The sequence below is a fragment of the Aminobacter sp. UC22_36 genome (assembly GCF_044056035.1).
Lineage (GTDB): Bacteria > Pseudomonadota > Alphaproteobacteria > Rhizobiales > Rhizobiaceae > Aminobacter.
Genome location: NZ_CP171995.1, coordinates 478,324 through 505,290, shown reverse-complemented (window position 1 = coordinate 505,290; position 26,967 = coordinate 478,324). Strand labels below are relative to the sequence as shown.

General features: G+C 61.4%; 19 protein-coding genes and 1 pseudogene (1 of these 20 only partly in view). 14 read left to right on the top strand and 6 right to left on the bottom strand.

Annotated elements, in window-relative coordinates; translation table 11 throughout:
- The first annotated feature begins 79 nt into the window (after positions 1-79).
- The 7 genes and pseudogenes from ACHMW7_RS02205 to ACHMW7_RS02175 all read left to right on the top strand — a co-directional run bounded on the left by ACHMW7_RS02205 (position 80) and on the right by ACHMW7_RS02175 (position 9,233).
- Positions 80-1,387 carry an ABC transporter substrate-binding protein gene (locus ACHMW7_RS02205; RefSeq protein ID WP_395446256.1) on the top strand — a complete coding sequence of 436 codons (1,308 nt, stop codon included), beginning with the start codon at positions 80-82 and terminating at the stop codon, positions 1,385-1,387.
- 59 nt (positions 1,388-1,446) lie between these two features.
- Entirely contained in the window at positions 1,447-2,361 is a 915-nt protein-coding gene (locus ACHMW7_RS02200) for a carbohydrate ABC transporter permease (protein WP_395446255.1), read from the top strand.
- Complete coding sequence (locus tag ACHMW7_RS02195) at positions 2,354-3,184, top strand: carbohydrate ABC transporter permease (protein ID WP_395446254.1); 831 nt, start codon at positions 2,354-2,356, stop codon at positions 3,182-3,184. Before ACHMW7_RS02200 ends, ACHMW7_RS02195 begins: the two co-directional genes overlap by 8 nt.
- A 66-nt stretch (positions 3,185-3,250) precedes the next feature.
- Positions 3,251-5,968, top strand: coding sequence for a family 78 glycoside hydrolase catalytic domain (locus ACHMW7_RS02190; protein WP_395446253.1), 2,718 nt, complete (start codon positions 3,251-3,253; stop codon positions 5,966-5,968).
- A gap of 34 nt (positions 5,969-6,002) precedes the next feature.
- Positions 6,003-6,848, top strand: coding sequence for an ureidoglycolate lyase (locus ACHMW7_RS02185; RefSeq protein ID WP_395446252.1), 846 nt, complete (start codon positions 6,003-6,005; stop codon positions 6,846-6,848).
- 123 nt (positions 6,849-6,971) lie between these two features.
- Positions 6,972-8,190, top strand: a pseudogene (locus ACHMW7_RS02180) (acyl-CoA dehydrogenase family protein).
- Positions 8,190-9,233, top strand: coding sequence for a phosphotransferase family protein (locus tag ACHMW7_RS02175; RefSeq protein WP_395446251.1), 1,044 nt, complete (start codon positions 8,190-8,192; stop codon positions 9,231-9,233). Before ACHMW7_RS02180 ends, ACHMW7_RS02175 begins: the two are co-directional and overlap by 1 nt.
- A gap of 202 nt (positions 9,234-9,435) precedes the next feature.
- On the opposite strand, the gene ACHMW7_RS02170 is transcribed toward ACHMW7_RS02175, so the two are convergent.
- The 6 genes from ACHMW7_RS02170 to ACHMW7_RS02145 form a co-directional block, all read right to left on the bottom strand.
- The gene (locus tag ACHMW7_RS02170; protein WP_395446250.1) at positions 9,436-10,254 is read right to left on the bottom strand and encodes an efflux RND transporter periplasmic adaptor subunit; all 819 of its coding nucleotides are present in this window, start codon (positions 10,252-10,254) and stop codon (positions 9,436-9,438) included.
- 2 nt (positions 10,255-10,256) lie between these two features.
- Complete coding sequence (locus tag ACHMW7_RS02165) at positions 10,257-12,245, bottom strand: preprotein translocase subunit SecA (RefSeq protein WP_395446249.1); 1,989 nt, start codon at positions 12,243-12,245, stop codon at positions 10,257-10,259.
- Positions 12,238-14,391 carry a PqqD family peptide modification chaperone gene (locus tag ACHMW7_RS02160; RefSeq protein WP_395446248.1) on the bottom strand — a complete coding sequence of 718 codons (2,154 nt, stop codon included), beginning with the start codon at positions 14,389-14,391 and terminating at the stop codon, positions 12,238-12,240. Before ACHMW7_RS02160 ends, ACHMW7_RS02165 begins: the two co-directional genes overlap by 8 nt.
- A 9-nt stretch (positions 14,392-14,400) precedes the next feature.
- The gene (locus ACHMW7_RS02155; RefSeq protein ID WP_395446247.1) at positions 14,401-16,278 is read right to left on the bottom strand and encodes an efflux RND transporter periplasmic adaptor subunit; all 1,878 of its coding nucleotides are present in this window, start codon (positions 16,276-16,278) and stop codon (positions 14,401-14,403) included.
- 12 nt (positions 16,279-16,290) lie between these two features.
- Positions 16,291-16,593: a DUF3467 domain-containing protein gene (locus ACHMW7_RS02150; RefSeq protein ID WP_395446246.1), complete on the bottom strand. Its 303-nt coding sequence runs from the start codon at positions 16,591-16,593 to the stop codon at positions 16,291-16,293.
- Positions 16,594-16,724: 131 nt separating this feature from the next.
- On the bottom strand, positions 16,725-18,023 hold the full coding sequence (locus ACHMW7_RS02145; protein ID WP_395446245.1) for an outer membrane protein: 1,299 nt from the start codon (positions 18,021-18,023) through the stop codon (positions 16,725-16,727).
- Between the two features lie 193 nt (positions 18,024-18,216).
- Here ACHMW7_RS02145 and ACHMW7_RS02140 point away from each other — a divergent pair, with 193 nt between their 5' ends.
- From ACHMW7_RS02140 to ACHMW7_RS02110, 7 genes are all read left to right on the top strand, one after another.
- The gene (locus tag ACHMW7_RS02140; protein ID WP_395446244.1) at positions 18,217-19,242 is read left to right on the top strand and encodes a methyltransferase; all 1,026 of its coding nucleotides are present in this window, start codon (positions 18,217-18,219) and stop codon (positions 19,240-19,242) included.
- Complete coding sequence (locus ACHMW7_RS02135) at positions 19,239-19,805, top strand: AAA family ATPase (RefSeq protein ID WP_395446243.1); 567 nt, start codon at positions 19,239-19,241, stop codon at positions 19,803-19,805. The genes ACHMW7_RS02140 and ACHMW7_RS02135 overlap by 4 nt, the downstream gene beginning before the upstream one ends.
- Positions 19,806-19,883: 78 nt before the next feature.
- Complete coding sequence (locus ACHMW7_RS02130; RefSeq protein ID WP_395446242.1) at positions 19,884-20,684, top strand: hypothetical protein; 801 nt, start codon at positions 19,884-19,886, stop codon at positions 20,682-20,684.
- Positions 20,671-21,531 carry a hypothetical protein gene (locus ACHMW7_RS02125; RefSeq protein WP_395446241.1) on the top strand — a complete coding sequence of 287 codons (861 nt, stop codon included), beginning with the start codon at positions 20,671-20,673 and terminating at the stop codon, positions 21,529-21,531. Before ACHMW7_RS02130 ends, ACHMW7_RS02125 begins: the two co-directional genes overlap by 14 nt.
- A gap of 15 nt (positions 21,532-21,546) precedes the next feature.
- A complete protein-coding gene (locus ACHMW7_RS02120; RefSeq protein ID WP_395446240.1) occupies positions 21,547-22,461 on the top strand; it encodes a radical SAM protein in 915 nt (304 codons plus the stop codon).
- Between the two features lie 95 nt (positions 22,462-22,556).
- Positions 22,557-23,339 carry a SapC family protein gene (locus ACHMW7_RS02115; protein ID WP_395446239.1) on the top strand — a complete coding sequence of 261 codons (783 nt, stop codon included), beginning with the start codon at positions 22,557-22,559 and terminating at the stop codon, positions 23,337-23,339.
- 105 nt (positions 23,340-23,444) lie between these two features.
- Positions 23,445-26,967 carry the 5' end (the start) of an LEPR-XLL domain-containing protein gene (locus tag ACHMW7_RS02110; protein WP_395446238.1) on the top strand. It continues 7,727 nt past the right edge of the window, so the window shows 3,523 of its 11,250 coding nt (coding positions 1-3,523); its start codon is at positions 23,445-23,447; the stop codon falls past the right edge of the window.

The window sequence follows — 26,967 nt, the reverse complement described above, 5'->3', positions numbered from 1 at the left end:
GACGACGAAGCAGCATTCTGTCGTCCTTGCCAATCCGCTCGGGAGGGAGCGGGGCAAACAATTTTAGGGAGAGACGATAATGCAGAAGTTTAGAGAGAATGCATTTCTGAAAGCCAGTTTATCACTTGGGATTTCCCGCCGCGGATTCCTGGGAGGAATGGCGGTTGCAGGTTTGTCGGCCGGGTCTCTCGGCCGAATTTCCAAAGTCTACGCCCAATCGTTCAGCGGCGAGCTGCGCGTTCTCTGCGACTCGGCCAAACGCGCCGCATTGCAATCCGCAGTCGACAAGTTCGCCAAGCTGAATCCCGACCTCAAGATACGCCTCAACGGTGCAAGCGTCGACCAGCTGATGGCCACCGTGCGCATGCAGCTTTCGTCTGGTACGGCGCCGGATATTGTTCCGGTATGGCCCGGCAGCGGTGTACCATTGTCGGTGCATCAGGTCGCCCCCGGCGGCTTCCTCACTGATCTCAGCGACCAGCCCTTTGCTGCCAACACACCAGCCTTCGCCAAGGATGTCATCGAGGTAGACAGCAAACTTTACTGGTTCTCCAACCAGCCCTCGGTGATCGGACCAATCGTCAATCTACGCGTCTGGGAAAAGACCGGCCTTGCCGAGCCCAAGACCTGGAGCGAATTTCTCGACGGTTGCCAGAAGCTCAAGGACACAGGCGTGGTGCCGATTGCGCTCGGTATCGGCACGCAGTGGATCACTCAGCTGATCAGTTATGCGCTGGTGGCAACGACCGTCTTTGCCGACAACCCGCGCTTCGCGGAGGACATGAAGGAAGGCAAGGCCACCTTCGTTGGCTCAGGCTGGGAAGAGGCGCTGACCAAGTATCTGGATCTGGAAAAGCGCGGCTTCTTCAATCCGAACCCGACCGGCACGTCGTTCGAAGAATCGCAGCAGCTCGTTGCCTCCGAGCAGGCGGCAATGGCGGTGCATACCGCAGGTACAATGGCCGGCATGATCAAGGCCGCCGGTCACCGCGACTTCGTCATGTGGCCACTACCTGGACGTGACGATCCCCAGAAAACCCGTGTTCCGGTGGGCATCACCAATGGCTACGGTGTCAGCGAGGGTTCCAAAAACAAGGATGCCGCCAAGGCCTTCCTCAACTTCATGAACGAGCCGGAAGTCCAGGCCGACTGGGCCGAGATCACGCTCGTGCCGGTGTTGGGCATGCCGGCTGAGAAGACCGACCCGATCTACACCGGCATCATGCAGTACGTGAATGACGGTCGCGGCGCGCTCTACATGGACAACAAGTGGCCCAATCCACGTGTCCAGGAAGCCCATTTCGTCGGCATCCAGGATCTGTTCTCCGGCAAGGCGTCGATCAAGGACGTCCTTGGCCGCATGGATGAAGCCTACAAATCGGCCTGACCAGTGACGACCATCCTCTTCGGAGGATCAAGCGGATTGACGACGAAGACGAGATGGACATGAACACTGGGATTGCAACTGCCCAACCGCCGTTCTGGCGGCGGGTCCTGGACTGGGGCGGGGTGAACTACCTGTTCATCCTGCCGGCCCTGGCCATTTACATCGGCGTCATCTTCTTGCCGATCCTGCGTGGCGTCGACTATGCCTTCACCGACTGGGACGGTCTCAGCCGCTCGGTCAACTATGTCGGTTTCGCCAACTTCCAGCGCATGTTCGGCGACATCCAGGTGCGTTCGGCAATCGGAACGACGCTGATCATCGCCGCGGCCCTTGTCGTCATCAAGGTATCCCTCGGTCTTTTCCTGGCCCTGATCGTCGACGGTAACCTCAAGTCGCGAACCTATTTGCGCGTCATCTTCTTCATGCCAGTGGTGCTGACGCCGATCATCGTCTCCTACATGTGGAAGTACATCTTCTCCAACCAGGGACCGCTGAACACGCTGCTCAACCTGGCGGGGTTTGAAAGCCTGCGCTGGCTCGGTGACCCGACATTGGCGCTGATCAGCGTCATCGTCGTCACCTCGTGGCAGTCAGTCGGCCTGTCGATGGTGATCTTCCTTGCAGGATTGCAGGCCGTCCCGCCGGAACTCAACGAGGCTGCAATGCTCGACGGGGCCAGCCCCTGGCAGCGCATTCGCTATGTAACGATCCCGATGCTGGCGCCCGCCATAACGGTCTGCGTCGTCATCGCGCTGATCCAGGGATTGCGCTTTTTCGACCAGATCTACGCGCTGACGCGCGGCGGGCCGGGCTACGCCACCGAGACGCTTTCGACGATGATCTATCGCATCTCGTTCCAGTTCGGCGAATTCAGCTACGGCGCTGCCGTCGCGCTGGTCTTCTCGCTGATTGTTGCCGTGATCGTGCTGCCGGCCATGCATTTCCTGCGCAAGAGGGAGTTCGTCCATGGGTAAGGGACGCTACACCACGCGTACGTTCGTGCTCGAACTGTTCATGGTGATCGCCGCGATCGCCTTCATCTTCCCCATCTACCTGCTCGTAGCGATCTCCTTCAAGGAACGCTCGACGTGGAGCAGGAATGCGATGAGCCTGCCGCTCGAACCCTATCTCGGCAATTTCGAGCGGGCCTGGAACGATGCCTATCTCGGCGACGCTCTGATCTCGAGCATTGTCGTGGTGACCGGAAGCCTGCTCATCCTGACCACTGTCGGCTCATTCGCGGCTTATTTCCTGGCACGCTGCCGGCCGAAGATGGGCACGACGCTCTATGTCTTCTTCCTGCTGGCGATGATCCTGCCGTTTCAGCTTGGGCTGTTGCCGCTGTATCAGATGATGCGTGATCTCGGCCTGCTTGGATCACCGGTTAGCCTGATCCTGTTTCACGCGGGCTACCAGCTGCCCTTCACGATCTTTCTCTATACCGGCTACATCAGAGCCCTGCCGCGCGCCTATGACGAGGCAGCCAAGATCGATGGTGCGTCCGATTTCCAGACCTTTCGCCATATCATCTTTCCGATGATCCGGCCGGTCACCGGAACCGTCCTGATCCTCAACTGCGTCTTCATCTGGAACGATTTCATGACGCCGCTGCTGTATCTCCAAGGCTCGTCCTGGGCAACGGTTCCGGTCGCGGTCGCGGCCTTTGTCGACCAGGAGATTACCGACTGGGGCATCGTCTTTGCCGCGCTACTTGTCGGCGTCGCGCCGGTCATGATGCTGTTTGCGGTGCTCCAGCGCCGCATGATGGAAGGCTTCGCAGGCGGGCTGAAGGCTTGACGCAGCACGGGACCACATCCCGAGCGCGCTGCACATTTTGATATTTCTTATGGAGAGGAAACGAGCATGTCCGAGTTGAGGGCGGTCGATCTGCGCTGCGAACATCTCTTCGCCCCGCAAGGTCTCAATACGCGCCAGCCCCGCCTGACCTGGGCGCTGGAAGCAACCGGCCGCGACCGGCGGCAGACGGCGTATCGGATCGTCGTCGGGACTGATCGTCACAAGGTCGCGTCCGGCGAGGGCAGCTTGTGGGACACTGGCAAGGTCGTCTCCTCCGAAACGCTGTTGGTCCCCTATGCCGGTCGGGCCTTGCGGTCGGACGAAATCGTCCACTGGTCCGTACAGGTCTGGGACGAGAACGACCTCGTCTCATCGGCCAGCGAGCCGGCGACGATCTACACCGGTCTGCTCGAGCAAGGCGACTGGAGCGCGCAATGGATCACGCGCGCGCTGGTGCCGCCTGGCGGTCGCTTCCCGCCGCAGGATACGGTCTACGACAATCCCTATTGGGCGCGGCCGGCCGACTACTATCGCCGCGAATTCGAGCTGAGACGGGCCGTCAGACGGGCAACGATCTATGCCACCGCGCTTGGTCTCTATGCACTTCACCTTAATGGGAAGCCTGTTGGTGACCAGGTGCTGGCGCCTGGCTGGACCGACTATCACAGCCGTGTCGAATATCAGAGCTACGATGCCACTGCGTTGCTGAATGGCGGCGCCAACGCGATCGGCGCCATCGTCGGCGAAGGCTGGTACAGCGGCCGGGTGTCTTACGACCAGAAGCGGGCGGGCAGCCACTATGGCGTTCGCCCCGCATTGCTGTGCCAGATCCATATCGAATACGATGACGGCTCGACCGAAATCGTCGCCACCGACGGGTCCTGGCGCAGCGGCAACGAGGCCATCGTCTATTCCGACCTGCTGCTCGGCGAAAAGTACGACGCCCGATTGGAAAAGCCGGGCTGGGACCTTGTCGGCTTCGATGACTCCGCCTGGTGGGCGTCGGAAGTGATCCAGCCTTTGCCGCGCGCCCCGAAGGTCGAGGCGACCCGTGGCGTGCCGACCCGCAAGACCGTCGAGTTCGAGCCAAAGTTCGTGCACCGGACGTCTTCCGGCAAGCTGATCTTCGATCTCGGGCAGAATATTGCGGGCCATATGCGCCTCGAAACCGAGGCACCGCGCGGCGCGACCTTCGTACTGCGCCATGGCGAGGCGATGCAGCCGGACGGGGAGCTCTACACGGCCAATCTGCGTTGGGCGCTTGCTACCGACACCTACATCTCCAAAGGCGGACGCCAGGTGTTCGAGCCACGTTTCACCGTGCACGGCTTCCGCTTTGTCGAGGTCTCTGCACCAGAAGGGCTTGGCCCCGAACAGCTGCGGTTGACCGGCATTGCGGTTCATTCCGACATGCCACTGGCTGGTTCCTTTGAGTCAGGAAGCGAGATGCTCAACCAGCTGCAATCCAACATCGTGTGGACGCAGCGCGGCAACTTCCTGTCTGTTCCAACCGACTGCCCACAGCGCGACGAGCGAATGGGCTGGCTGGGTGACGCGCAGGTGTTCTTCAACACCGCAACCTATAACATGGACACGTCTGCCTTCTTCACCAAGTGGCTCGTCGATATCGCCGATGCCCAGACGGAAGAGGGGGCGTTCACGGATGTGGCCCCTTCGGCGGTCTATACGCGCTTCGCGCCCAATCCACCGCGCGGCGCACCAGGTTGGGGCGATGCCGGCGTCATCATTCCATGGCGGATGTACGAACGTTACGGTGACCTGGAGGTGCTGCAGCAATATTATGCCGGCATGATCCGCTGGCTCGACCTGATCGAGCGCAACAATCCCAGCTTCATCCGCGACAATGCTGTCTACAGCAACTGGGGCGACTGGCTCTGCCTCGGCAACTTCACGCCGAAGAATGTCGTCGCCACGGCCTATTGGGCACATATGGCCGAGCTGATGGGCAAGGCAGCTCGCCTGCTCGGCAAGCGGCAGGACGAAGCCCGTTTCAATGCACTTCGGCGCGACATCCGCAGCGCTTTCCAGCGTGCCTTCATCGACAAGGATGGCAGGATTGCCGGCGATACGCAGTCAGCCTACCTGTTTGCGCTCGACTTCGATCTCGTCGAGGCGGCCGACCGCGAAAAGGCGGTCGGACACCTCTTGCGTTGCATTTCCGACGCCGGAGGTCATATCCAGACCGGCATCCATGGCATCCGCCACATCTGTCCCGTTTTGAGCGATCTGGGTCAGGCCGAATTGGCATATGATCTGCTGCTCAAGGACACCTATCCTTCCTGGGGCTTTTCGATCCGCAACGGCGCCACCACGATCTGGGAGCGCTGGGATGGATGGACGCCGGAGCGTGGGTTCCAGAGCGTCAACATGAACTCGCTCAATCACTATGCGCTCGGGGCAATTGGTGAATTCATGTTTGCGCGTGTGGCCGGCATAGACGTTCAGGCCGACGGGTCAGGTGGGCGTCATATTCGCATGCGCCCGCTGCCTAACGCAGAACTCGGATGGTGCAGCGCCACCTACCGTTCGCATGCGGGGCAGATCGCCAGCGAATGGCGCTGCACCCCAGGTGGCGTCGACTGGAAAATCGCGGTGCCAGCGAACTGCACCGCGCGTATCGAACTGCCGAAGAATTTCACGGATGTACATCTCGACGGCGCGACGCTGCAGGCTGCAGGCATTCCCAGATCGCGGAGTGCCGAAGGCGCCATCTGTTTCGACATCGGCTCGGGCGACTATCTGTTTTCGCTGATCGCCGGCTGAATTCGGCGCGCAAACACAACAAGGAGAGTTCTGGATGAAACTGTTGCGTTACGGGCCGGTCGGCAAGGAAAGGCCGGGCATTCTGGACAGTGCCGGACGCATGCGCGACCTCAGCGCCCTTATCTCGGACATCGACGGCGACGCACTGTCCCATGCCGTGCTGGAGAAGCTCCGGGCCATTGATGCCGACACGCTGCCGCTCGTCGTAGGGTCGCCGCGGATCGGGCCTTGTGTCGGCGAGATCGGCAAGTTCATCTGCATCGGGCTCAACTACGCGGACCATGCAGCGGAATCTGGCCTGCCGATCCCGGCCGAGCCGATCATCTTCATCAAGGTCAATAGTGCGATCTGCGGCCCCAATGATACAGTCCGCATTCCGCGCGGCTCGCTCAAGACCGACTGGGAGGTCGAACTTGGCGTGGTCATCGGCAAGACCGCCAAATATGTCTCCGAGGCCGAAGCGCTTTCACATGTCGCCGGTTATTGTGTCATCAACGACGTGTCGGAACGCGAATTCCAGACCGAGCGCGGCGGCACGTGGGACAAGGGCAAGGGTTGCGACACATTTGGACCTATCGGGCCGTGGCTGGTGACGGCCGACGAGGTTCCCGACCCGCAGGATCTGGGCATGTGGCTCGAAGTCGATGGCAGGCGCTACCAGGACGGATCGACCAGGACGATGATCTTCGGTGTGGCCAAGCTGGTCAGCTATGTCAGCCATTTCATGTCACTGCAGCCCGGCGACGTCATCTCCACCGGTACGCCGCCCGGTGTTGGCATGGGCCAGAAGCCGCCGCATTATCTCAGGGAAGGAAACGTGATCGAGCTCGGCATCGAGGGGCTTGGTTCACAGAGGCAGAAGGTGGAGGCGGATGTTTAGACGGTATCGGTTCGGCTCACCGCTGCAACGGCATGGTTGCCACCCAGTGGGTTGGATGAACGTTGGTGCGATTGTTGGCTTGTCGCTCGAGGCCGACCATCTCGTTTCCTTGTGAGTACCGCCATGAATTTCGACATCCCTGCCAGTACCGAAGATTATCGTGCCCGCATCGCCGACTTCGTCTCACTCGAGGTCCTGCCGCTGGAAGCAAGCAAGTCTTCCTACGATGATCACGGCAACATCGCGCTGCCACTGCTCGAAACACTTCGAGTCAAGGCACGTGCTGCCGGATTGTGGTGCCTGCAGCTTAGACCGGAGAGCGGGGGTGCTGGCCTGGACAAGAAGGGCATGGCGGTCTGCTACGAGGAGATGAATCGTTCGATCTTCGGCCCGCTTGTCTTCAATTCTGCCGCACCCGACGACGGCAACATGATGCTGCTGGAAGCGCTTGGCACGCCCGAGCAAAAGGAAAAATGGCTGAAGCCGATCGTCGAGGGCAAGGTGCGGTCGGCCTTCGCCATGACTGAACCGCACCCTGGCGGTGGCTCGGACCCGTCAATGATTGCCACCCGCGCCGAGCGGCGCGGGAGACAGATACGTGGTCACCGGCCGCAAATGGTTCATAACAGGGGCAGAAGATGCGAGCCATTTCATCCTGATTGCTCGAACCTCGGACGATCCGCGCAATGGCTTGTCTGCGCTGATGTTCCATAAAGACCAGCCGGGATGGAGCATCAAACGCCGCATCGAGATCATGGGCCCGGAAGAACATGGCGGCCATTGCGAGCTGGAGTTTGACGGGCTCGAAATCCCCGTGGAAAACCTGCTTGCCGGCGAGGGCAAAGGCATGAAGGTCACCCAGGTGCGGCTCGGGCCCGCACGTCTGACCCATTGCATGCGATGGCTAGGCCTCTCCAAGCGCTGCGTCGAGATCGCGCGCGCCTATGCCGCCGAACGCTACGGTTTCGGCATCAGGCTTGCCGACCGCGAGAGCATCCAGCTCAAGCTCGGCGATCTCGCCATGCGCATCGAGATCGGCCGGATGCTTGTGATGAAGGCGGCGTGGGAGCTTGATCGTGGCGGCTTCGCACGAAAAGAGGTGTCGATGGCCAAGGTGCAGGTTGCCAATGTGCTTCACGACGCCGCCGATGTGGCGATCCAAATCAACGGCGCTCGCGGCTATTCCAAGGACACCGTGCTCGAATGGATCTACCGCTATGCCCGCCAGGCGCGGCTGGTCGATGGCGCCGATGAAGTGCACAAGATGGTGTTGAACCGCTTCCTCAATGAAGAAGGCCCGGGCTTCTGGCGCTGGAATGTGGAAGGCGAGGCGGCGAGCTGATGGCTGGAGACGCGACGGGACGTGCCAACGCGGATTTCGATCCAGCGGCGCTGAAGGGGTTTCTTGCGGCGCGCTTCGGCGCCGCCGAAATGAGACTTCAGCGCATTGGCGGCGGCCAGTCCAACCCGACCTATTTCCTCGATTTCGGCAGGCTCCGCATGGTGCTGCGCAAGAAACCTGCAGGGCAAATTCTGCACGGAGCTCATGCGATTGACCGCGAATTCCGCGTCCTCCAGGCGCTGGCGTCGACCGACGTGCCGGCGCCGAAGCCGGTGCTCTATCATGACGGCGACGCGCCGCTTGGCACGCCGTTCTATCTCATGGAGCGCCTCGAGGGCCGGGTTTTCCACGACTGCTCATTGCCGGGCCTTTCGCCCGACGAACGGAGCGGTATCTATCTCGGCATGGCCGAGGCGATGGCAAAGCTGCATGCGGTGCGCCCAGACGAGGTTGGCCTCGGCGACTACGGCAAGCCGGGTAATTACTTCGAGCGACAGATTGGCCGCTGGACAAGACAACTCAGGCAATCGCCGAGCGAGCGCATCCCGGCACTGGAGGTCGTGGCCGATTGGCTGCCACAGAACATGCCGGCGGACGATGGTCGCCTGGCTATCGCTCATGGCGATTTTCGCTTGGGCAATCTGCTGTTTCATCCCGAAAAGCCCGAAGTGATCGGAATCCTCGACTGGGAGTTGTCAACGCTTGGCCACCCACTCGCGGATCTCGGCTTCTGTTCGATGACTTGGCACACCTCGCCGGGCGAGTATGGCGGGATCCTTGGCCTCGATACTATGGCGCTAGGTATTCCGAGCCAGCGCGAGTTCCTCGACCACTATTTCGCCCATGCCGTGCCGACCGCATCACTCGAGCGTTTTCACCTGGTTTTTTCGCTATTTCGTTTTGCCGTAATCTTTGTCGGTATCGCCGATCGGGCCCGGGCCGGGAATGCCGCTGCGAGCGATGCTGCAGATGTTGCACCTCTCAGCAGGCGTTTCGCCATCCGTGCCATGGAAATCATCAACGGCGCCCGCCCTTGGCAGTAAACAGGGCACCTTGTGTACATGCCACCGGATGAAATCTCGGTAGCTGTTCCGCCAACAAGTGGAAATGCCATCTGACAAAAGGCCAAGAGTCGGTTGCCTTCTTCGATTGGAACATAGTGGCGGCGTATCAACTACAGTTCCTTGCGTGCGATAGCCATTTGGTACGCTGCAAAGTCGCACTTCAAGGCAGAATTCGCCCCGGCTATTGTCCGGCCACGGTCGTATCAAAGCTCACCTTGCAACGCTGGCCGGCGGGAATGCTGCCGTCCGTATTGGGCAAGGCCAAGCGAATGCTGAATGTGCCGCTGGCGGCGTCGAAGATCCGGTCGACTACGGTTACCTCCGCCTCGATGCGGGTGTCGGCGGGATGGTCAAGCGATACCGTACCGCGAGAGCCTTTGGCGATCTTGCCCCACAAGGTGGTCGGCACATAAGCCTCGACATGCAGCGGGTCGGTCTGCGCGATGGTCATGATCGCGCTGTCCTGGCGCACGAATTCGCCGGCGCGCAGGTTCTGTTCAACCACGACACCGTCGACCGGGCTCTTTATACTCTGGCGGGCGAGCAGCGATTTTTGCCGGTCGAGTTCGATGGCGGCGAGCCTGAGACGTAGCTCCTCGGTGACCAGGTCGCGTCTGGAGATGGCCACGATCGCCTGCAACTCGTCGATCTTGGATTGCGTCACGGAGCCGGAGTTCATAAGCTTCAGCGAGCGGTCAAGATTGGCCTCGGCCAGCTCGAGGCGCGTGCGCTGCGACTCGAGACTCTCGCGCGCATTGGCTTGTGCGGTTGCAAGCGCGACGTTGGCCTCCTCGACAGTGGATTCGAGCCGAGCCAACTCGTCGCCGCGCTTGACCTCGTCGCCACGGCCGACCCTGACCGATGCAAGCAGGCCGGTCACCGGGCTGCCTATCGCCACACGCTGTGCCGGCTCGGCGACGCAATCGAAAACCTGAGGTTCGGCGCTGGCAGGAGACACCAAGAGTACGGCGAACAGGGCGGCAGCGAGAGCGGGCTTCATGGTCACTCCGGTCGGCCGGTAAAGGCCAGGGTGCGGGTCTGGTTTTCGTCTGACTTCAAAAGGTCGCGGCGCATGCCGGCATGGATACGTTCGGCCCGGCGCTGGGCATGGCGCAATAGCCATCGTGCAACCGTTTCGCCCAGAACCGGTTGTGCGACACGGCAAAAATCCTTGAAGAATCCGCTCGCGGCGAATTCCATCAGGGGGTCGTCGAGCGACAGGATTGCCTGGAAGCAACCCTTCTGGCCCTGACGTCCGCTACGGCCCGCCAGCTGGTCGTCGATGCGGCGTGCCTCGTGGCGCTCGACCATGATGACATGCAGGCCCCCCATCGCTTCGATGTCGTCGGCAATGTGAATGTCGGTGCCACGGCCCGCCATGTTGGTGGCAACGGTGATACGGCCACGTTCGCCGGCGAGCGCGACGATGCCGGCCTCGGCGCCATCTTGCGCGGCATTCAGCACCAGATGCTGCAAGCCGGCTTCCGACAGTCGCTCGCTTGCGGTGACGGAGGATGCAACCGACCGCGTGCCGAGCAATATCGGAATGCCCTGGGCGTTCAGCTGCTTGACGCGCTCGGTGACCAGGCGCCATTTCTCCGCGTCATTTGCAAGCACGCGGTCCTTGATGTCTATGCGCTGGCGCGGCCGATGGGTTGGTATGGTGACGACCGGCAAGCGATAGACCTGCCAGAATTCGCGCGCTACCTGCCGGCCCGTTCCGGTCATGCCGGAAAGATGGGCGTAGCGGCGAAAGAAGCGCTGGTAGGTCATGCGCGCGATCGTCGTGCGCCGCGCCGAAGGCGCGCAGCCCTCCTTGACCTCGATGATCTGATGCTGACCATCGCTCCAGGCGCGATCAGGCATGACGCGGCCAGTATGCTCGTCGATGATCTGCACCTTGCCTTCGCGCACCAGATATTGCTCGCCGCGATGGAACAGATGCAGCGCAGACAGTGCCTGCCGCGCCAACTCCTCGCGCACCACGACGCCGCGCCATTCCTTGCCGCGCTCGTCGGCGAAGGCAGCGATGCGCTCGCGTCCCTCAGGTGTCAGGACAATGCGCTTCTGAGCGGCGACGAGCACGTAATGGTTGCCAGTTTCGAGCAAGCGGGCGAGGTCGAGTGCTTCTTCGGCTGTCGTAGTCGAAATCTCGCCCTTGGCTTCGCCGGAAATGACCAAGGGGGTTCGCGCTTCGTCGACCAGCACGCTGTCGGCCTCATCGACGATGGCGAAATGCAGCCCGCGCAGGCGCAGCTGGTCAGCGCGCGGCCTCTTGCCTTGTATCGCCTCCATCTTGAGCCGCAGATTGCCGCCGTTCTGGCCAAGGATGATGCGGTCGCGCAAATAGTCGAAGGCAAGTTCCTTGTTGGTACAATAGGTGATGTCGCAGGCGTAGGCCGCACGGCGCTGTTCGACGGATTGACCGGCGACGACCACGCCGACGCTCAAGCCGAGCCAGTCGTAGATTGGCTTGGTAAGTTCGGCGTCGCGTGCGGCGAGGTAGTCGTTGACGGTAACGACATGCACCGGCAGCCCGGCAAGGGCTGCGGTAGCAGCGCCAAGAGCAGCCGTCAGCGTCTTGCCTTCGCCCGTTGCCATTTCGGCGAGGTAGCCGCGCAACAAGGCGTAGGCGCCAACCATCTGGACGCCGTAGTGACGACGGCCACTCAGGCGCCCCGAGATTTCGCGTATGACGGCAAAGCTTTCGGCGACGACCTGTTCGGGAAAGCCCGACTGGCGCTTGAGGGCCACCGATATCAGGTGGCCGCGAGCGCGCAATTCCTCGTCGGAAAGCGCGCGCATTTCTTCATCGAGAGCTGCCACCTTGCGCTCGATACCACCAAGTCGACGGGCGCGGTGGCTGGAGGCCGCCACTTTCAAATAGGCGATTGATTTGGCGGCGTAGTCATCGAGCGGTGATTTTTTCTTGTCCGGGCGCTCGGCATAGAGGATCGGCCGCGGCGGCCTCAGGGTCGGTGCATCAGACATCGAAATGGCTCAGGAATGTCTGGCGCAGGCTGCGCAGCCAGCGCCACGCGACAGGTTCGCTGCCATGGTCGAAGCGGACGTGAACCCTGCTGCCCAGCAGCAGCTGGCGTTGGGCCTGTTCGGGTTCGAGGTCGAACACGAACAGACCTTCGAGCGCGCGCGGACGGCTGTTGGGGCCACTGCCATTCTGCACCGCGACCATGCCGCCGCCTTCGGTGGAAAGCGCCAGGCTTGGCAGGTCGAGCTGGGCTGCCGGCACTTCGCGGCTGATGTGAGCAGGCACGACATTGGCCGGATCACTGGCATAGCGAACATCGACGCGCCTGGTGCGGGCGCGCACCAGATCGACCTCGCTTTGTGGAACAATGACCCGCAAGGCAGGCGTGGCAGATGATACGACATAGCCGACAAGGTCGCCCTGGTTGACATACAGCCCCGGCAGATTGGCGGCATTTGGCAGGATAAAGCGGCCACCATCCTTGGCGCGGATGACCAGAGCTTCCCGCCGCTGGCGACCGGATTCGATGATGCCTTCAATGTTGCGCAACTGCTCCAGGAGCATGTCGCCCGCGGTTCGGTCGGCAAACTGTACCGCGTCGTAACGCAGCCGCAGTTCGGCTGCCTGCGCTTCGAGCAACTTCACACGCCCGTCAAGCGAGGCATCGGCAAGGCGGATCAACGGGGTGCCGGCAGCGACGACGGCGTCAGGTTTGGCAAGGATTTCGGTGACGATGCCGCCGGTGTCCGCCCTGACCTGGGCGCGATCGGGAATCCAGACCACGCCTTGGGCGATGGTGCCGTAAGGCAAGGGCGCCAGGAGAAGAAGCCCCAGAAATGCCGCCGTCAAAGCGCCGGTCACTGCCCAGGCGCGGCCGCGATTGCTGTCAAGCTTCGGTGACGTCAGCAGGTATTTCGCGCCCTTGAACAATGGCTGGACGAAGGTGTTGAACAAGGTCAGCAGCGCAAGCAGCACGCCGATGAAAAACAGCTTCGACGCCACCAGCAACGCTATCGTCAGGCTCAGGACGACACGATAGAGGAACGCAAGTACGGCGTAGCCGAACAGCCATTTGCGTTCGCCACGAGCCGAGGCGGGGTTCTCGACGTTGTCGACGCCGAGCAGGTAGCGTTGAACCAGATACCAGAAATATTTGTTGGCGCGGTTGCCGAGGTTGGGGATCTCGATCAGGTCGGCAAGGATGTAGTAGGCGTCGAAGCGCAGCAATGGGTTGCCGTTGAAGAAGATCGTCGACACGCCGCCGATCAGCATGACGTTGAAGGCTACGGCGCGGGCAAGGCCTGGCTCGGCGTTCGCCCAGAAGATCATGGCAATCGCCGCCAGGGCAAATTCGACCATGATGCCGGCGCCGCTGACCAGCATCCGGCGCCATTTTTCGCGAAAGCCAGTCGAGGCCGTCGCATCGACATAAGGTGCCGGCATCAGCACCAGCAACATGATGCCGACCTCATGCACGACGCCGCCGAAAGCCTTGGTCGCATAAGCGTGGCCAGCCTCATGGATGGTCTTCACCAACGGGTAGATCAAGACGATCATGGCGATGTTGGATGCGCTGAGCAGCCGGTCGGTGCCGTCGGAAGTAAGCTCCGGCCAGTGCATCACCGCGAGAACGATGCCGGTGATGACCAGCGCCAGCCAGGTCATAAAGCCGTAGATGGTGAACAGCGGCCGGACCAGCGGCATTGTTGCATCGAGGAAGGCATTGGGATCGAAAAGCGGCAACCTGAGCGACATCGGGTTGCGCAGCTTGTTCATCACCTCGCTTCGCGCCTGCTTGGCCGAGCGCTCGCCAAGTTCCTGGAAATCGGGCGGCATGGCTCCCTGCAACAGGTCGGAGCCGTGCAACTGGGCAAGCAGTTGGATCGCTTCGTCCTGGGTCGGGGGATCGTCGCCGGCACGGCGGCCGACCATGTCCCAGATTTCGGCAAGCGTACGCTTGCCGTCCATCAGCGACACGAACAGGTTGGACGACGGCGACAGCCGGTGGAAGCGGCCTGTCTGGTGATCCTGCAACACGTACCAGACCTCACCGCGGAATTGCTGGCGGTGAATCTGGGCGTGGCTGCGCAGCCTGAGCTTGAGATCGGCGACGCGGTACCAGGATGGGCTGAACAACGACCTTGCCATGAGGCTACCTCACGGCATCCAGCGCCACGTGGCGAGCCGCAGCCAGTCGAGCATCGGTCGCGTCCAGATCGTTATGAGTGGTTCGGTTGCGATGTCGATCTTGGCAATGCCGATCATTCCGGGGCGAAGGCTGTCCGAGTTGCGTGTCAGCGCACCTTCGACCTGAAACAGGTTCTTGCCTTCATGCGACTGCGATACCGGGGTCACCTTGGTGACAGTCACCCCAAAGCCTTGCTCGGGCAGGGAGGTGAACACAACCTCACCCATTTGTCCGACTTCGATGGATGCGATCTGGCGTTCGTCCACCTGCATGACGACGCGGTAATCAGTAAGCGGCGCGATCTCGAACAGTGTTTCGCCGCGGCTGACCGAGCCCCCGATACGCTGGCTCAGATCGCCCGAGACCACCATCCCGTCGAAAGGCGCGATCAGTTTCGTGCGCGCGATCTGCTCATCGATGAGCCGCAACTGTGCGTCGGCCTGGTCAATCTGGCTCTTGACCACGTTGATGGTCGCCGGCTGGCGGCTTGCCAGTGCGCGATCATGTTCGAACACGCGTTGCTGGCGCTCTGTCGCCCAGCGCAAGCGCTCGAGCGATAGTTCGCGGTCCTCCAGCGTTGCGAGTGTATCGCCCGCCTTGACCATCTCACCAGCGCGCACGTTGGCTTGCTGGATATAGCCGTCATAGGCCGAGACGACGGCGCGGCGCTCCAGGCCTTCGATCTGGGCGTCGGCGTTGACGCGATAGGTGTCGGTTGCAAAGGCAAAGAAGGCGCACGCGGCAACGATGCCGGCGACCGCAAGCTTGCGCCCGATGTAGCCCGGCCCAAGCAGACGCTTGAGCTGCAGGCCAAACGCTTCGACCGCCTTGACGACAAGCCAGCGGTCGTTGCGCCGCTTCTCCTCAAGGATGGGACCGATCGCGGTTGCGATGACGTCGAGCAGGCGCACGGTCTCGGGATCGACGGCATGATCCTTGCCGCGCTCGAAGGTGATGGCACCGACAAAAGTGTCGACCACAAACAGTGGCACGGTGAAAATCTGCCCGTCATGCTGCATTTGAGCGAGATCGCGATGCGCGGTGGTGGCAAGTGCCTCATCCGCCCCGATCGGGTACAGGATCGAAGCGCGCTGATCGATTGCCTCATCCATCGCCGAGCCTACGGCGCGAACCAGGCTCATTTGTCGGCCAAACTGGGCCGTGTGAGAAATGGCTGCCAAACGCGTCGTTCCACGGCGGTGGAAACCAATGCTGACGCGGGCGCAATCGAAGCGGATCGCGAGTTCGGTGGCAGCAGCCATCGCTGCGGGTTTGAAGCGCTCATGCTCCAGTACGGTGGCAATGAAATCGAGCGTCGCGGCGGACTGGTCACGTTTGCCGCTGCTTGCCTCCATGCGCAGCCGACGCATGTGGTCCCGCAACCAGGCCGACCCCCATTGCAACTGGCGGATGGCGCCGCGCAATTCGTCCTTGGCGTGGGCCGGCTGCGAGATCGCCACTGCTATCGCGATCGTGGCGACCGTCTTGCCGTCGATCACGATAGGATATGCTACCGAAGGGGCTGTGTCGGCGGTGCCATTGGCCCCGCGCGCAACAGGGCGCGCTTCATCGACGGCGAGATCCGCAGTGGCCTTGAGGTCGGCTGGTTCGCCATTTGAGTCAGGCCAGGCGGCGAGCAGGCGAAAGCCGTTGGCTGTCGCATCGCGCACGATGCCGGCTGTAGCACCTGGAATCATGCTGCATTGGAGGGCCAGCCAGACTGTCGCCAGTTCGCTGGCGGTACGGGCTTCGTTGAGGCGCTGCCAAAGGGCTGGTTCAAGCACTGTGAGCGGGCGCGCGGTTGCTTGCGCATCCGCCAATTCCTCACTGTGCCTGGGGATGGTCATTGGCTGCGCCCGCTACTCCACGTCGAGGGGGCCGTAGCGGCTTTCGTGCTCGCGCAAGACGCCGCCGAGAACGGTCCAGAGCCGCTTGGCCGCCAGCGGCGTCAGGATGATGCGGTTGGACAGCTCAACAGTGACAGACCCGCCATCTTCGACATTCCAGGTTCGGTTGGTGCCGAAAAACATGTCGACCTGTTCGCGCGTGCCCTGGACATTGACGACATTGGCGAAATGGGTGGCCATGCGGTCTTCGATCCACTGCACGCCGCGCGCCGTGCCTTCGTCTCCGGAGGCTGGCTGCTTGCTTTTACCTGCCATGTGTTTCCCCGTAATGCGCACTGAGGCGCGCCGCCCCACGAAACATAGATGAAGCTTGCATCAGCGGATAGTCACATCCGCCGATTGCGTTAGCGAGGTCTTGCCGAATGCTCGCCGATCGGCGCGACCGTTCAGAAGCGGTATGCCAGTCCGATGCGACCCGACAGCAGCGAGGGCTTGATGGAAACCTGCTCTGTCTGCGAGTTGCCCAAGATCATTTCGTCAGTGGCCTTAGTGTACACACCTTCGATGCGCAGGGTCAGTTTCTCACTCAGAGCAGATTCAATGCCCGCGCCGACCTGATATGCGGAAAGCGTCTTGGTGCCGCCGTTCTCAAGCGCAAAGAAGTCCTCGTTGGCGTTCATAACCATGCCTGCAAAGCCGCCTTTGGCATAAACCAGCGTGGATGGGGTCGCGACAAAGCCGACCCGTGCTGAAATGGCGTAGGTCGCCTTAAGAGTGCCAAACAAAGTGGTCGCGCCGGTTGCAAACGAGTTCATGGACGGATCTTCGAACTTGGCATTCACGTAGGCGGCCTCAGCTTCCGCGCCGACGACGAAGATGTCGTTGATGAGGAAGTCGTAACCGACAAAACCACCGAAACCGAGCGCGTCGCTGGCAAATGGTCCGGTTGTGGCAACTGGGTTGTCAATCACCTCAAGCGTCGACTGACCGAAGCTGAAGGCTCCAAAGCCACCGGCGTAGAAGCCGGAAAACTGCATCGTTGGTGCTGGTTCGGCGGCGTGAGCAGAACCGTTCTTGGCGCCGAAGCGGTAGGAAAGTCCCGCGTTTACAACCAGATACTTGGGATCGAAGGCTTGAGAGTCGGCAGTAACAAATTCTTTCGAGGCATCAACGTAGTTGGCTTCAATACGGGCCGTTACGTTGTCAAACAGGAACGTCTCGGCACCGATGCCGGCTTTCGTCGCGCCGACCGATCCACTTGCCGTGCCAGTGAAACCCTCTTCGGCTTCCATGCTGATGGAGGCATATCCCAGCCGGCCATAAAACAGGGTCTCCGGTGTGACGAGATAGCCGACCCGGCCGGTAATCGAATAGGTCGATTTGACCTTGGCAATAGGGTTGTTCAATCCGCCGTTGAAGGGCGAAAAGGGCAAACTCATCTTGGTGTAGTCCAGTTCGAGACCGGCCACCCAACGACTGGCGAACTGATAGTCAAAGCCGCCATGGACCCCGTAGACGGCATCCTCATCCGAGAAGCTGTAATCGAGGTCGGTGGGAAAGCTTGGCAGGACGTATCCGAGACTGCCCGACGCGATGCCGCCATGCACGCCGACATAGAAGCCGGTCCAGTTGGGCGCCTGATATGTTGTCTCGACAGGGGCAGCCATGTCGGCAGCGAGGGAAGGGCCAGCAGTGCTCAGGATCGCGGTTCCGGCTGCCAGCGCAATCGACAAGAATCTAAGCATTTATGCGTGTCCCCTCGCTTATACTCAAACCGACTAACATGCGTTTTTTGAATATGTCAAAATAAAGATGCCCTTCATGATAGTCGTCGCTGCTCCGATGTAACGGGGCGTGTGATTTCAGCAACGGTTTTGAAGTCGTTTCAAGGCGATAAGTGACACTGGCGCGGCATGCAGAACATGGATTTGGAATACGATGCCATCGAATGTGTTTGAGATGGTCGACCGTTACCTCGCCACGGAGCTATCGGCGCGGGCGCTGGCGCTTGCGTTTGCGTGCGGCTGGATCGACCGGCTGGCGGCAGGCGACAGGCTGCATGCCCAGGCATTGAGCGAACTCGCGCAAATGCCGCAAGGCGGTGCGCAGGCCGTTCTTGACCTGCTGTCGGCCAGCAGGGTGGTTGAGAAATCTGGCGGCTATGGTCTGGTCCCGGAATTCAGGCAGGCGCTTGAGATGCGCGATCTGCTCGAAGCAAAATTGTGGTTTGCCAACCTCGTCGCGCCCGACGTTCATGAACACTTCGAGGCTTTGCTCACGGATGTGCCCCGCTTCATGGCCCATGCCAAGGTCTTCGAGCTGTTTCGTTACGATCGGTGTTTCGAGGTGACGCCCGAACACATGGAGCTGACACGGCGCTGGGTGTCCTACACTACGACCCTGACCCGGTACGAGGCACCCGCTGCGCTTGCTCGTCTCGATCTTAATGGCCACCACAGTATGCTGGATGTCGGAGGCAACAGCGGCGAGTTCGCAAGGCAGGCCTGCGCGGGCCAACCCGACCTTATCGCGACCGTGTACGATCTGCCCGCCGTTTGTGAGTTGGGCCGCGAACATGTGGCCAATTTTGCCGAAGGTTCGCGAATTAAATTCCAGGTCGGAGATCTGCGTGGGCAAGAGCTGCCGAGCGGACATGACATCATCAGCTTCAAGTCAGTACTCCATGATTGGCCTGAAGATTATGCGGCTGCATTCCTGGGCAAGGCGGTGGCAGCGCTCGAGCCGGGTGGCAGGCTGGTAATTTTCGAGCGTGGAACGATCAGGCTCGACGAGGCGCCGCTGACTTATGCCATGGTTCCCAATCTGGTATTCCTGCCGTTCTTCCGTGACCCCGGCCTGTATCTGGACACGTTGGCAGGCCTGGGCATGACTGACATCGCCGTCGAATGGATGGAGCTGGATATGCCGTTCTTTCTGGTCACGGCGCGGAAGCCCGCGCAATGAAGGCTCCGGTCATCGCGATCTCCGGCCACCCGGGAGGAGGCAAGACCACGCTGACCAAGGCTCTGGCCATGCGCCTTGGCGTGCCAGCTTTGCACTATGACGACTTCGAGACGATGACGAGCCGCCCGCCGGCGGACGTGCGCAGCTGGATCGAGAGGGGCTCGGACTACGACGAGATCGAGCTCGACCGTCTGGCTGGCGAACTTGTGCGGCTTGCGGGGGCGGGCGAACGGCCGAAATTGGTGCTGTTCGACACGTTGCTCGGACGCGCGCATCGCCAGACCGGCGAGCTGATCGACGTCCTGATCTGGATCGATACGCCGGCGGATGTCGCTCTGGCGCGCAAGATTGGCGAAGCTGCTGCCCGCGCCGCGCCGAACGAGTCGGCGGAATTCCTCGGATGGTTGCGCGCCTATCTCGACCATTACCAAGGTTTCATATCAGGCACATACGATGTGCAACGAAAGCGCGTGCGGCCGGGCGCCGACATTATACTCGATGGCCGGTTGGGGCAGCGCGAGCTGACCGAACAGGCGCTCTCCGCAATCTTGGCACGGCTTTGAGGGAACGGCATGGTTGCAGCTGAAAGCGATGAGCTGGTTGGCCTGACGATCGGCCCGGCAGGCCGTCGCCTGCTGTCGATGATCGAGCTGCTCGACGTTCCCTTCGGCCTTGAGCGTTCGATCAAGCTTGGCCAGAGCTCCATCAACCAGGATCGCTTCCTTGCGATTCTGCACAAGAGCTCGCTGGGCCCGAACCCTGAGGCCCGACTGGCCTGGTTTGCCGGCAAGCTGGGCATGCCCGACGACATGCTGGCAATCCTTGTGGCGCGCCTTGCCGACGCCGACATCGTGCAGTTCGGCTACGAAGGCGGCGCGGCCGGTGTCTACAAGGTCTACCTGGAGTTTCCCGCCGATGTCAGCGCTGCCCGGCTGGCTGGCGCGGTTAACGCTCCCGGCGATGTCCTCGTGCACCTAGCCGTCAAGTGGCAGGCTCAGCTCCCATATGACGCGGCGACCACGCGTTATGTCTGGCCGGCGGAAGCCAGGGGCATCGCGGCGATCAATGCGCGTCTGGCCACACCGGGTTTTGGCGGATTGCCGTCTGCTGTGGCCGCACAGGCAATTGTCGAGCGTGCGCGGCGGCGCTGCGAGGACGATCAGATCTTCTTTCTTGAGGTATCGGAGGAGGGATCTCCGCGTCGCTCCTTCGACGTCAACGCTTATGCTGCAGGGCTTGCGGTGCGCGAGGTTGTACCCGTTCTGCGTAGTCTCGCCCGCGCCTACGGTCTCGACAATCAGGAGTTGGACGGCCTGCTGGCCCGGCTTGGACCCGTGACCCTTGGCCATATCTCAGGCGGGCTCGGGCGCAACGGTCAGGATTTCACCACGCTGTATTTTGGCGTGAGTGGACGAAAGGGAACTGGCCGTGAACATTCTTGAGTGGGCGCAGCCGTCAGATCCCTACTTCGACTACTGCCTGTGGGACTATCGGCCGCTGGCGCCGACAGCGGGCAAGCTGCGCTCGTCGACGCTTCTGTGGCATTCGTTCGAGACATTGGGCGCTCCGCCACAGCTCGCCGAAATCGTGCGGGCGGTGCAGGCAGAAATAGGCGCATTCCGAACGGTCTGGGGGGTCAAGAAACTGGGCGACCGATACAGTTGGGAGCTCTATTTCTATGATTATGGCCGGCTGGAGCGAACGGTTTCGATCGAGCGCGTACTGGCGGCGATGGCACCGTTTGCGGGCTCCAATCTCGCCTTGTCGTCCAAGCGTCCGTATTTCATGTTTTCGATCGATCTGGACCAGGATCTGGGCGAGGGGCGTCGCAGCATCGACGAGCTCAGCGTCTATATGGGCAACCCGAGCGCGATGGTCTCGTCGGGGCTGTGTTACCAGCTCAGCCGGTCGGGACTTCGCTTCGACAATTTGTATTACTTCTTCGACCGCGAGAAGTACTGGGAGGACATCGTGGGCAAGGTGTGCACCTCGGCGCATCTCGACCTTGCCGGCCTCGATCCAGCGGCAATCCTGTGGCCGCAACTGTGCGACTGCGGCATCGTGGTGGTTGCCAACAAGAAGCATAATGACGGTGTGTATTTCTCACGCATCCGCATCGATCAACTGATCTGGTTCGTCGAAAAGCTCGATTATCCTTCCAGCCTTCAGCAGTTTCTCCGCGACAACAAAAGCCGTCTCGATCACATGCTCTATGATGTCGGCATCGACTACCGTATGATCGAGGGACGCATCGAGATACTCAAGAGCGCCTATTATGGCGTTGTCTGAGCCGCGGGACGCCTGATGGCCATCTACGACCACTCCAAATACGTCTCGCTAACGATGGAGTTCCGCTGCAACCTCGCCTGCAAGCATTGCATGATCGAGGGCACGATGGACAGGCTTGCGCCGCAAAGCGACGAAGTCTTCGCGAGGCTGCTCGAGCACAACGCCCGCACCGGGGACTGGACGGGGCTGATCCTGACCGGATCGGAAATCACGCTCCGGCGAGATCTGCCCGAGCTGGCGCGCCGGGCGCGGGCGGCTGGCTTCAAGCACGTCAGGATCCAGACACATGGCATGCATCTGGGGCGGGCTGCCTACAGCCAGATGCTTGTCGAGGCCGGCGTCGATGAATTCTTTGTCAGTGTCGCAGGATCGGGTGCGGCAAGCCACGATGGCATTACGACCGTTGCCGGATCGTTTGACAAGACGCTGAGGGGGCTGGAAATCCTCGATAGCTATGACGGGGTGGCGACCATCACCAACACTGTGGTGACCGAGGACAGCTATCGCCTGTTGCCGGGCATCGTTGGTGCGCTCGGCCACCTTCGCAAGCTGACCCAGATGGAATTCTGGTTTTATTTCCCGATGAAGGAAACGGACGAGAAAGGGCTCGTTGCCAATCACCTTGATGCATTGCCCTATTTGCGTGAGGCCACCCGTATGGCGCAGGCGCTGGGTCGAGAGGTCGAGATCAAGAACTATCCGGAATGCTTGCTGGGTGCAGATTCTATACTTTTGGTTAACGACCAGCCGCAGCTGTTCATCGACCCTGCCTTCTGGGACGAGTTCGCCCGAAACGGCTTCTACCAATGTCCGCACCGGGACAATTGTGTTTCCAAGCAATGCCTTGGTCTCAACACCGCTTACATCAAGCGGTTCGGCGATCATAAGGATTTACTGCGGCCTTTTCTTGGTCCAGCTGCAGAATTCTAGCCTAGCCGCATCACAGCCTCTTTCCAATTGCTAATATGCAATGTTACCGTGCGTTACGTTGAACAGAATCTCATTAAAATTGCGTGCGGGCGGGGATGGCAAAACAACTTCTGATTTATGAGCGCGCCGTCCCGGTGACGCGCCAGGCCCACGGAGACCTCTCGGTCAAGGTTGGCAGCGATTTTTCTTACGCGCGCCATGTGAACTCGGTGCCACTGATGGCGGCCGAGTTCGCGCATGCCGCGGATGAGTACACGGTGGTCTTTGCCGGACAGGGCGAAGACATCATCCCGGTCGTTCTGCTGGGCGTGCGCGACAATGAAAACCTGTTCGTCGACGACAAGGGCAGCTGGGGCGGCAAGTATGTGCCGGCGTTCCTGCGCCGTTATCCGTTTGTGTTTTCAAGCGACGACGATGGCGCGAATTTTACGCTCTGCGTCGACGAGGAGTTCGAAGGCTGCAATCGAACCGGCCGCGGCGAGCGGCTGTTCGACAATGACGGCGAGCGCACCCAGTATCTCGAAAGCGTGCTCGGATTTCTCCAGGCCTATCAGGTGCAGTTCCATCGCACCCGCGGCCTGACCAAGCGCCTCAACGAACTCGGCCTGTTCGAGTCGATGCAGGCGCGCTTCACTCTACGCAACCGGCAGGTGCTGACGCTGTCGGGCTTTCTTGCGGTCAACCGCGAGCGTCTCAAGGCGCTTAGCGGCGAACAGTTAGCGGAACTGCAGGCATATGACGATCTGGAATTGATTTACCTGCATCTCTTTTCCATGCGCCACCTGACCTCGACGGCAGAGCGCATTGGAGCGGGAGCTGTGGGGGGCGAGCAAGTCAACGCTAAAGAGCAGACGGCTCCGGAACCAACGGCGGCATAGGTTGTACGGGAGCGCTTGGCGCTCCCGTTTCCGTTCCGGGAGGCGGCAGGCTGGGACCGATAGGCCCCGGCCCTTTGTGCGTGGTGGGCGAAGGGGAGAAGGGGCATGGCGTTTCCGTTCAAGTCGGAAGGGGTATCGGGACGTCCGATATCGCACCGCCGCGCGAAGCTGTCGGAGGTCCTGTCGGCCAAGCTGGCGCGTCTGGCGCGTGGTTCGCGCGTGCAGCGCGAACTCGCCGATCGCGTCCGCCTGATCTTCGATCCGCTCGAACCGCGCCTGCTGCTCAACGCCGACCTCAATGTCAACCTTGCCACCGATGGCGTCGACATCGACCACCAGATCCTCGTCCGCCTGATCGAGGAGGTCGAGAACGTCAACAATGTCGCGACCACGATCCAGCGTGTCGAAATCGTCGACCAGGCGCGCGGCGGCAAGGTACTGGCCTTTGGCGACCTCAGCACGATCACCGGCATCACCATTTCAGGCGGTGCCGGCAATGACACGCTGACCATCGACGAGGATTCATTCGGGGGGCTGACGCTCGCGCCTGAAATCTCGTTCAGCGGTGGAGCCGGCAACGACCGTATCGTGTTCGATTCCTCGGACAATACCGCCTGGAATCTCACTGGAAACAACACTGGCAACCTTGTCGGCGACAAGGTCAAGGCGAAGTTCGATGGGGTTGAAAACCTCAGTGGCGCGCATAACAACAACGACACTTTCACGATCGGTGCGGCCGGCCGGCTGTCGGGCGCAATCGATGGCGGCTATGGCGGCAAGGACACGATCGTTTTTGCCGGTGCCACGGCCACCGCGATCGAACTGGGTTCGGCAGGCTCGGGCAAGCTGACCGTCGGCGGGCAGGGCCTCTTCTTCGAGAATATGGAGCCGTTCAACCCAGGCGTTGCCGGCCACCTGACCCAGGACCTGTCGGCTCTGGTAAACGCTGCGACAAACAAGAACGTGGCGATCTCGGCATCCGGCGGCAACCTGGTCGTCACCATCGACGGCGCGGCGACCAACATTGCCGCGCAGACGTCGCTGTGGCTCTATCTCGGCGACAATGCCAACGTCACGACGATCAGCTCGCTGCCGGCATGGGCCAATTTTTCGCTGATGCTCGATGCCGGCGAGGAGATTGTCGTCAACGCTACGCTCACCGCGGCTGGAACGCTCGGGCTCAGCGCCGAAGACATCAACATCGGCGCAAGCGCTGTCATCAGCGCCAAGTCGATCGACCTCAAGGCGATCGATCACCTGCGCACCTCGCTTGGAGCAGCCGGCTCCGGAGCGACGCTGAGCGCAAGCAGCACGACCTCCGCCACCATCACCATCGCAGGTTCGCTGACGGCGACCAATGGAGCGGTCAAGGTTGCCGCTCGCGCAGCCAATGTGCTCAAGATGCACGGCAAGGCTGATCCGGCGCTGCGCAACATCGTCGCCACGCTGGACAATACCGCCACCATCGCACTTGCCTCGACAGCGCGCCTCAACGGCAGCAGCACTGCCGTCAGCGCCAAGACCGATGTTGACGTCGACATCCTGCTGACCGAGGTGCCGCTGCCCAATTTCCTCGGCCTCGGCGAAATCACCCTGCCGACAGACGCGCTGAATGGCATCCTGCCGGCCAGCCTGATCAACGAGGTATTCCCCGACGGTATCATCAACACCGGCAGCGAGGCCTTCACCAACCTGATCGCTGTCGGCCAACTGTCGATGGACAAGCTGCGCGAGGTCGCCGCAAACATTGCCGATTTCAGCAACGCGCAGGTCGAATCCGACGTCACCGTCACCAACAAGACAGCAGTGACCGTCGATGCCGCAGCCCAGATCACCCAGGCCGGCGGTGCGGTCGGTGGTTCGAGCGAAGTGGCGATCTCAGCCAGCGACGAAAGCCTCGTCCGGGTTAAGATCCAGACCGAGAAGGATGCGCTTATCCCGGCGCTGGCGACGATCGTCGTGTTTTCGGCAATCGATTCCGACGTCGACGTGTCGCGTACGACCGAAGTTGTGGTCGGGCCGGCCACGGCGGCGGTTGTCACAAAGCCAACTGTCATCAACGCTGCCGGCGATGTCGCCATTGCGGCGCGCAATGCTGGTGAGGTTCGCAACGACATCGCCTCGAACAGCATCGGTTCGGTGACCAACGATGCGACCGAAACGGCGACGGCGTTGGTGCGTGGCGTCACTGTCGTCGCTGGCGGGCTGAACGTTACCGCCGAAAGCGACACCATCTACCGGGCATCGAGCCTCGATGCGGAAAATCGCGTCACCGGCGGCACCACCGCTGGCATCGACGAAAGCGCGGTCACGGCAGGGGCGGGCGGGGTGACAGTGGTCGCCGCCGACCGCTCTGAATTCGAAGCCACGGCGCTGCCGTTCCAGCCGCGCATGACGGAGACCGACGCCAAGGCCAAGAAGCACATCGCACGGGTCAGCTCGATCAACGAGGTCACCAAGACGACAGCAGCGGTGCTGTCGGAGTCCGTGGTCACCAGCGCCGGCGCGATCGTCGTTTCGGCGATCAACGAGACCAAGCTGTCGGCATTTGGCCTATCGCTGCCGATGGAAGAGGCGCTCGAAGACAGTGGCGACGATCCGACCAACCAGGTCAACGCCAAGAAGGTCAATGCCGGCGTCCTGGTGGCCAACATCGTCAACGGCTCGACACTGGCGACTGTGTCGGCAAGCAACATTTCGACCAGCAATGGCGGCGACATCAAGGTCGAGGCCGTCGACGACACGTTCCTCGACGCGACGATCTACATCAATATCGACGGGCGCGGCGGCGTCGGCCGCCTGCTCAAGGGTGGCGCCAAGGCGGTTACCGGGCTCGAGGCGATGAACATTGTCGGCTTCAAGGTGCCGGGCATCGCCCAGGCAACGCTTGACGCCATTTTGGGAACCTCCTTCTGGACGACCGAGGAACAGGTTCAGGTCAAGGCGTCGATCACCGATTCAATCGTCAGCGCGGCTGGTGCCTTGTTGGTCGCAGCAGCCTCCAGGGGCGTGGTGAATTCGACGGTGTCGAACACCTCGCGCGCCGAGGCGACCGGCCTGCTCAAGATCAGCGCCAAGGCCATGGGCGTGGTTCTGGCGACCAACCAGGTCAGCCGATTGGCTTCTGCTTTCATCGATGGTGGCACGACCAACAAGTCGGTCAAGGCTGCTGGCGCGATCACCGTGACGGCGTCTGATGACACGACGGTCAATTCGAACGTCAAGATCGTCTCGTCTGGCATCGCTTCCAGTGACGGCGGGTTGCATTCGCTCGAGCGGACGATCGATGGCGTGCTGGGCAGCCAGGTTGGCGGCGACCGCAAGCTCGTGGACGGGCTTGTCGTGCCTGTCGCCTATGGCACGACGGTCGGCCTCAACTACGACACCATCACCGACGGCTTCAAAGGCGCCATCAACGTCAAGACCGGCGACGTCGTTGCCGTGGCCAAGCTCGGCGAGGCTGGCAAGCTCTACAAATATATTGGCACCGACCAGACGATCAATTTCAAGCTCAACAATCCGGCGCGCAATTTCGACGACCCAGCCTACTGGCAGCTGATCAAGGGCGAGCCGGGGCAGGTCTATACCTATCTCGGCGCCGACAATCCGACGCTCAACCTGCTGAACG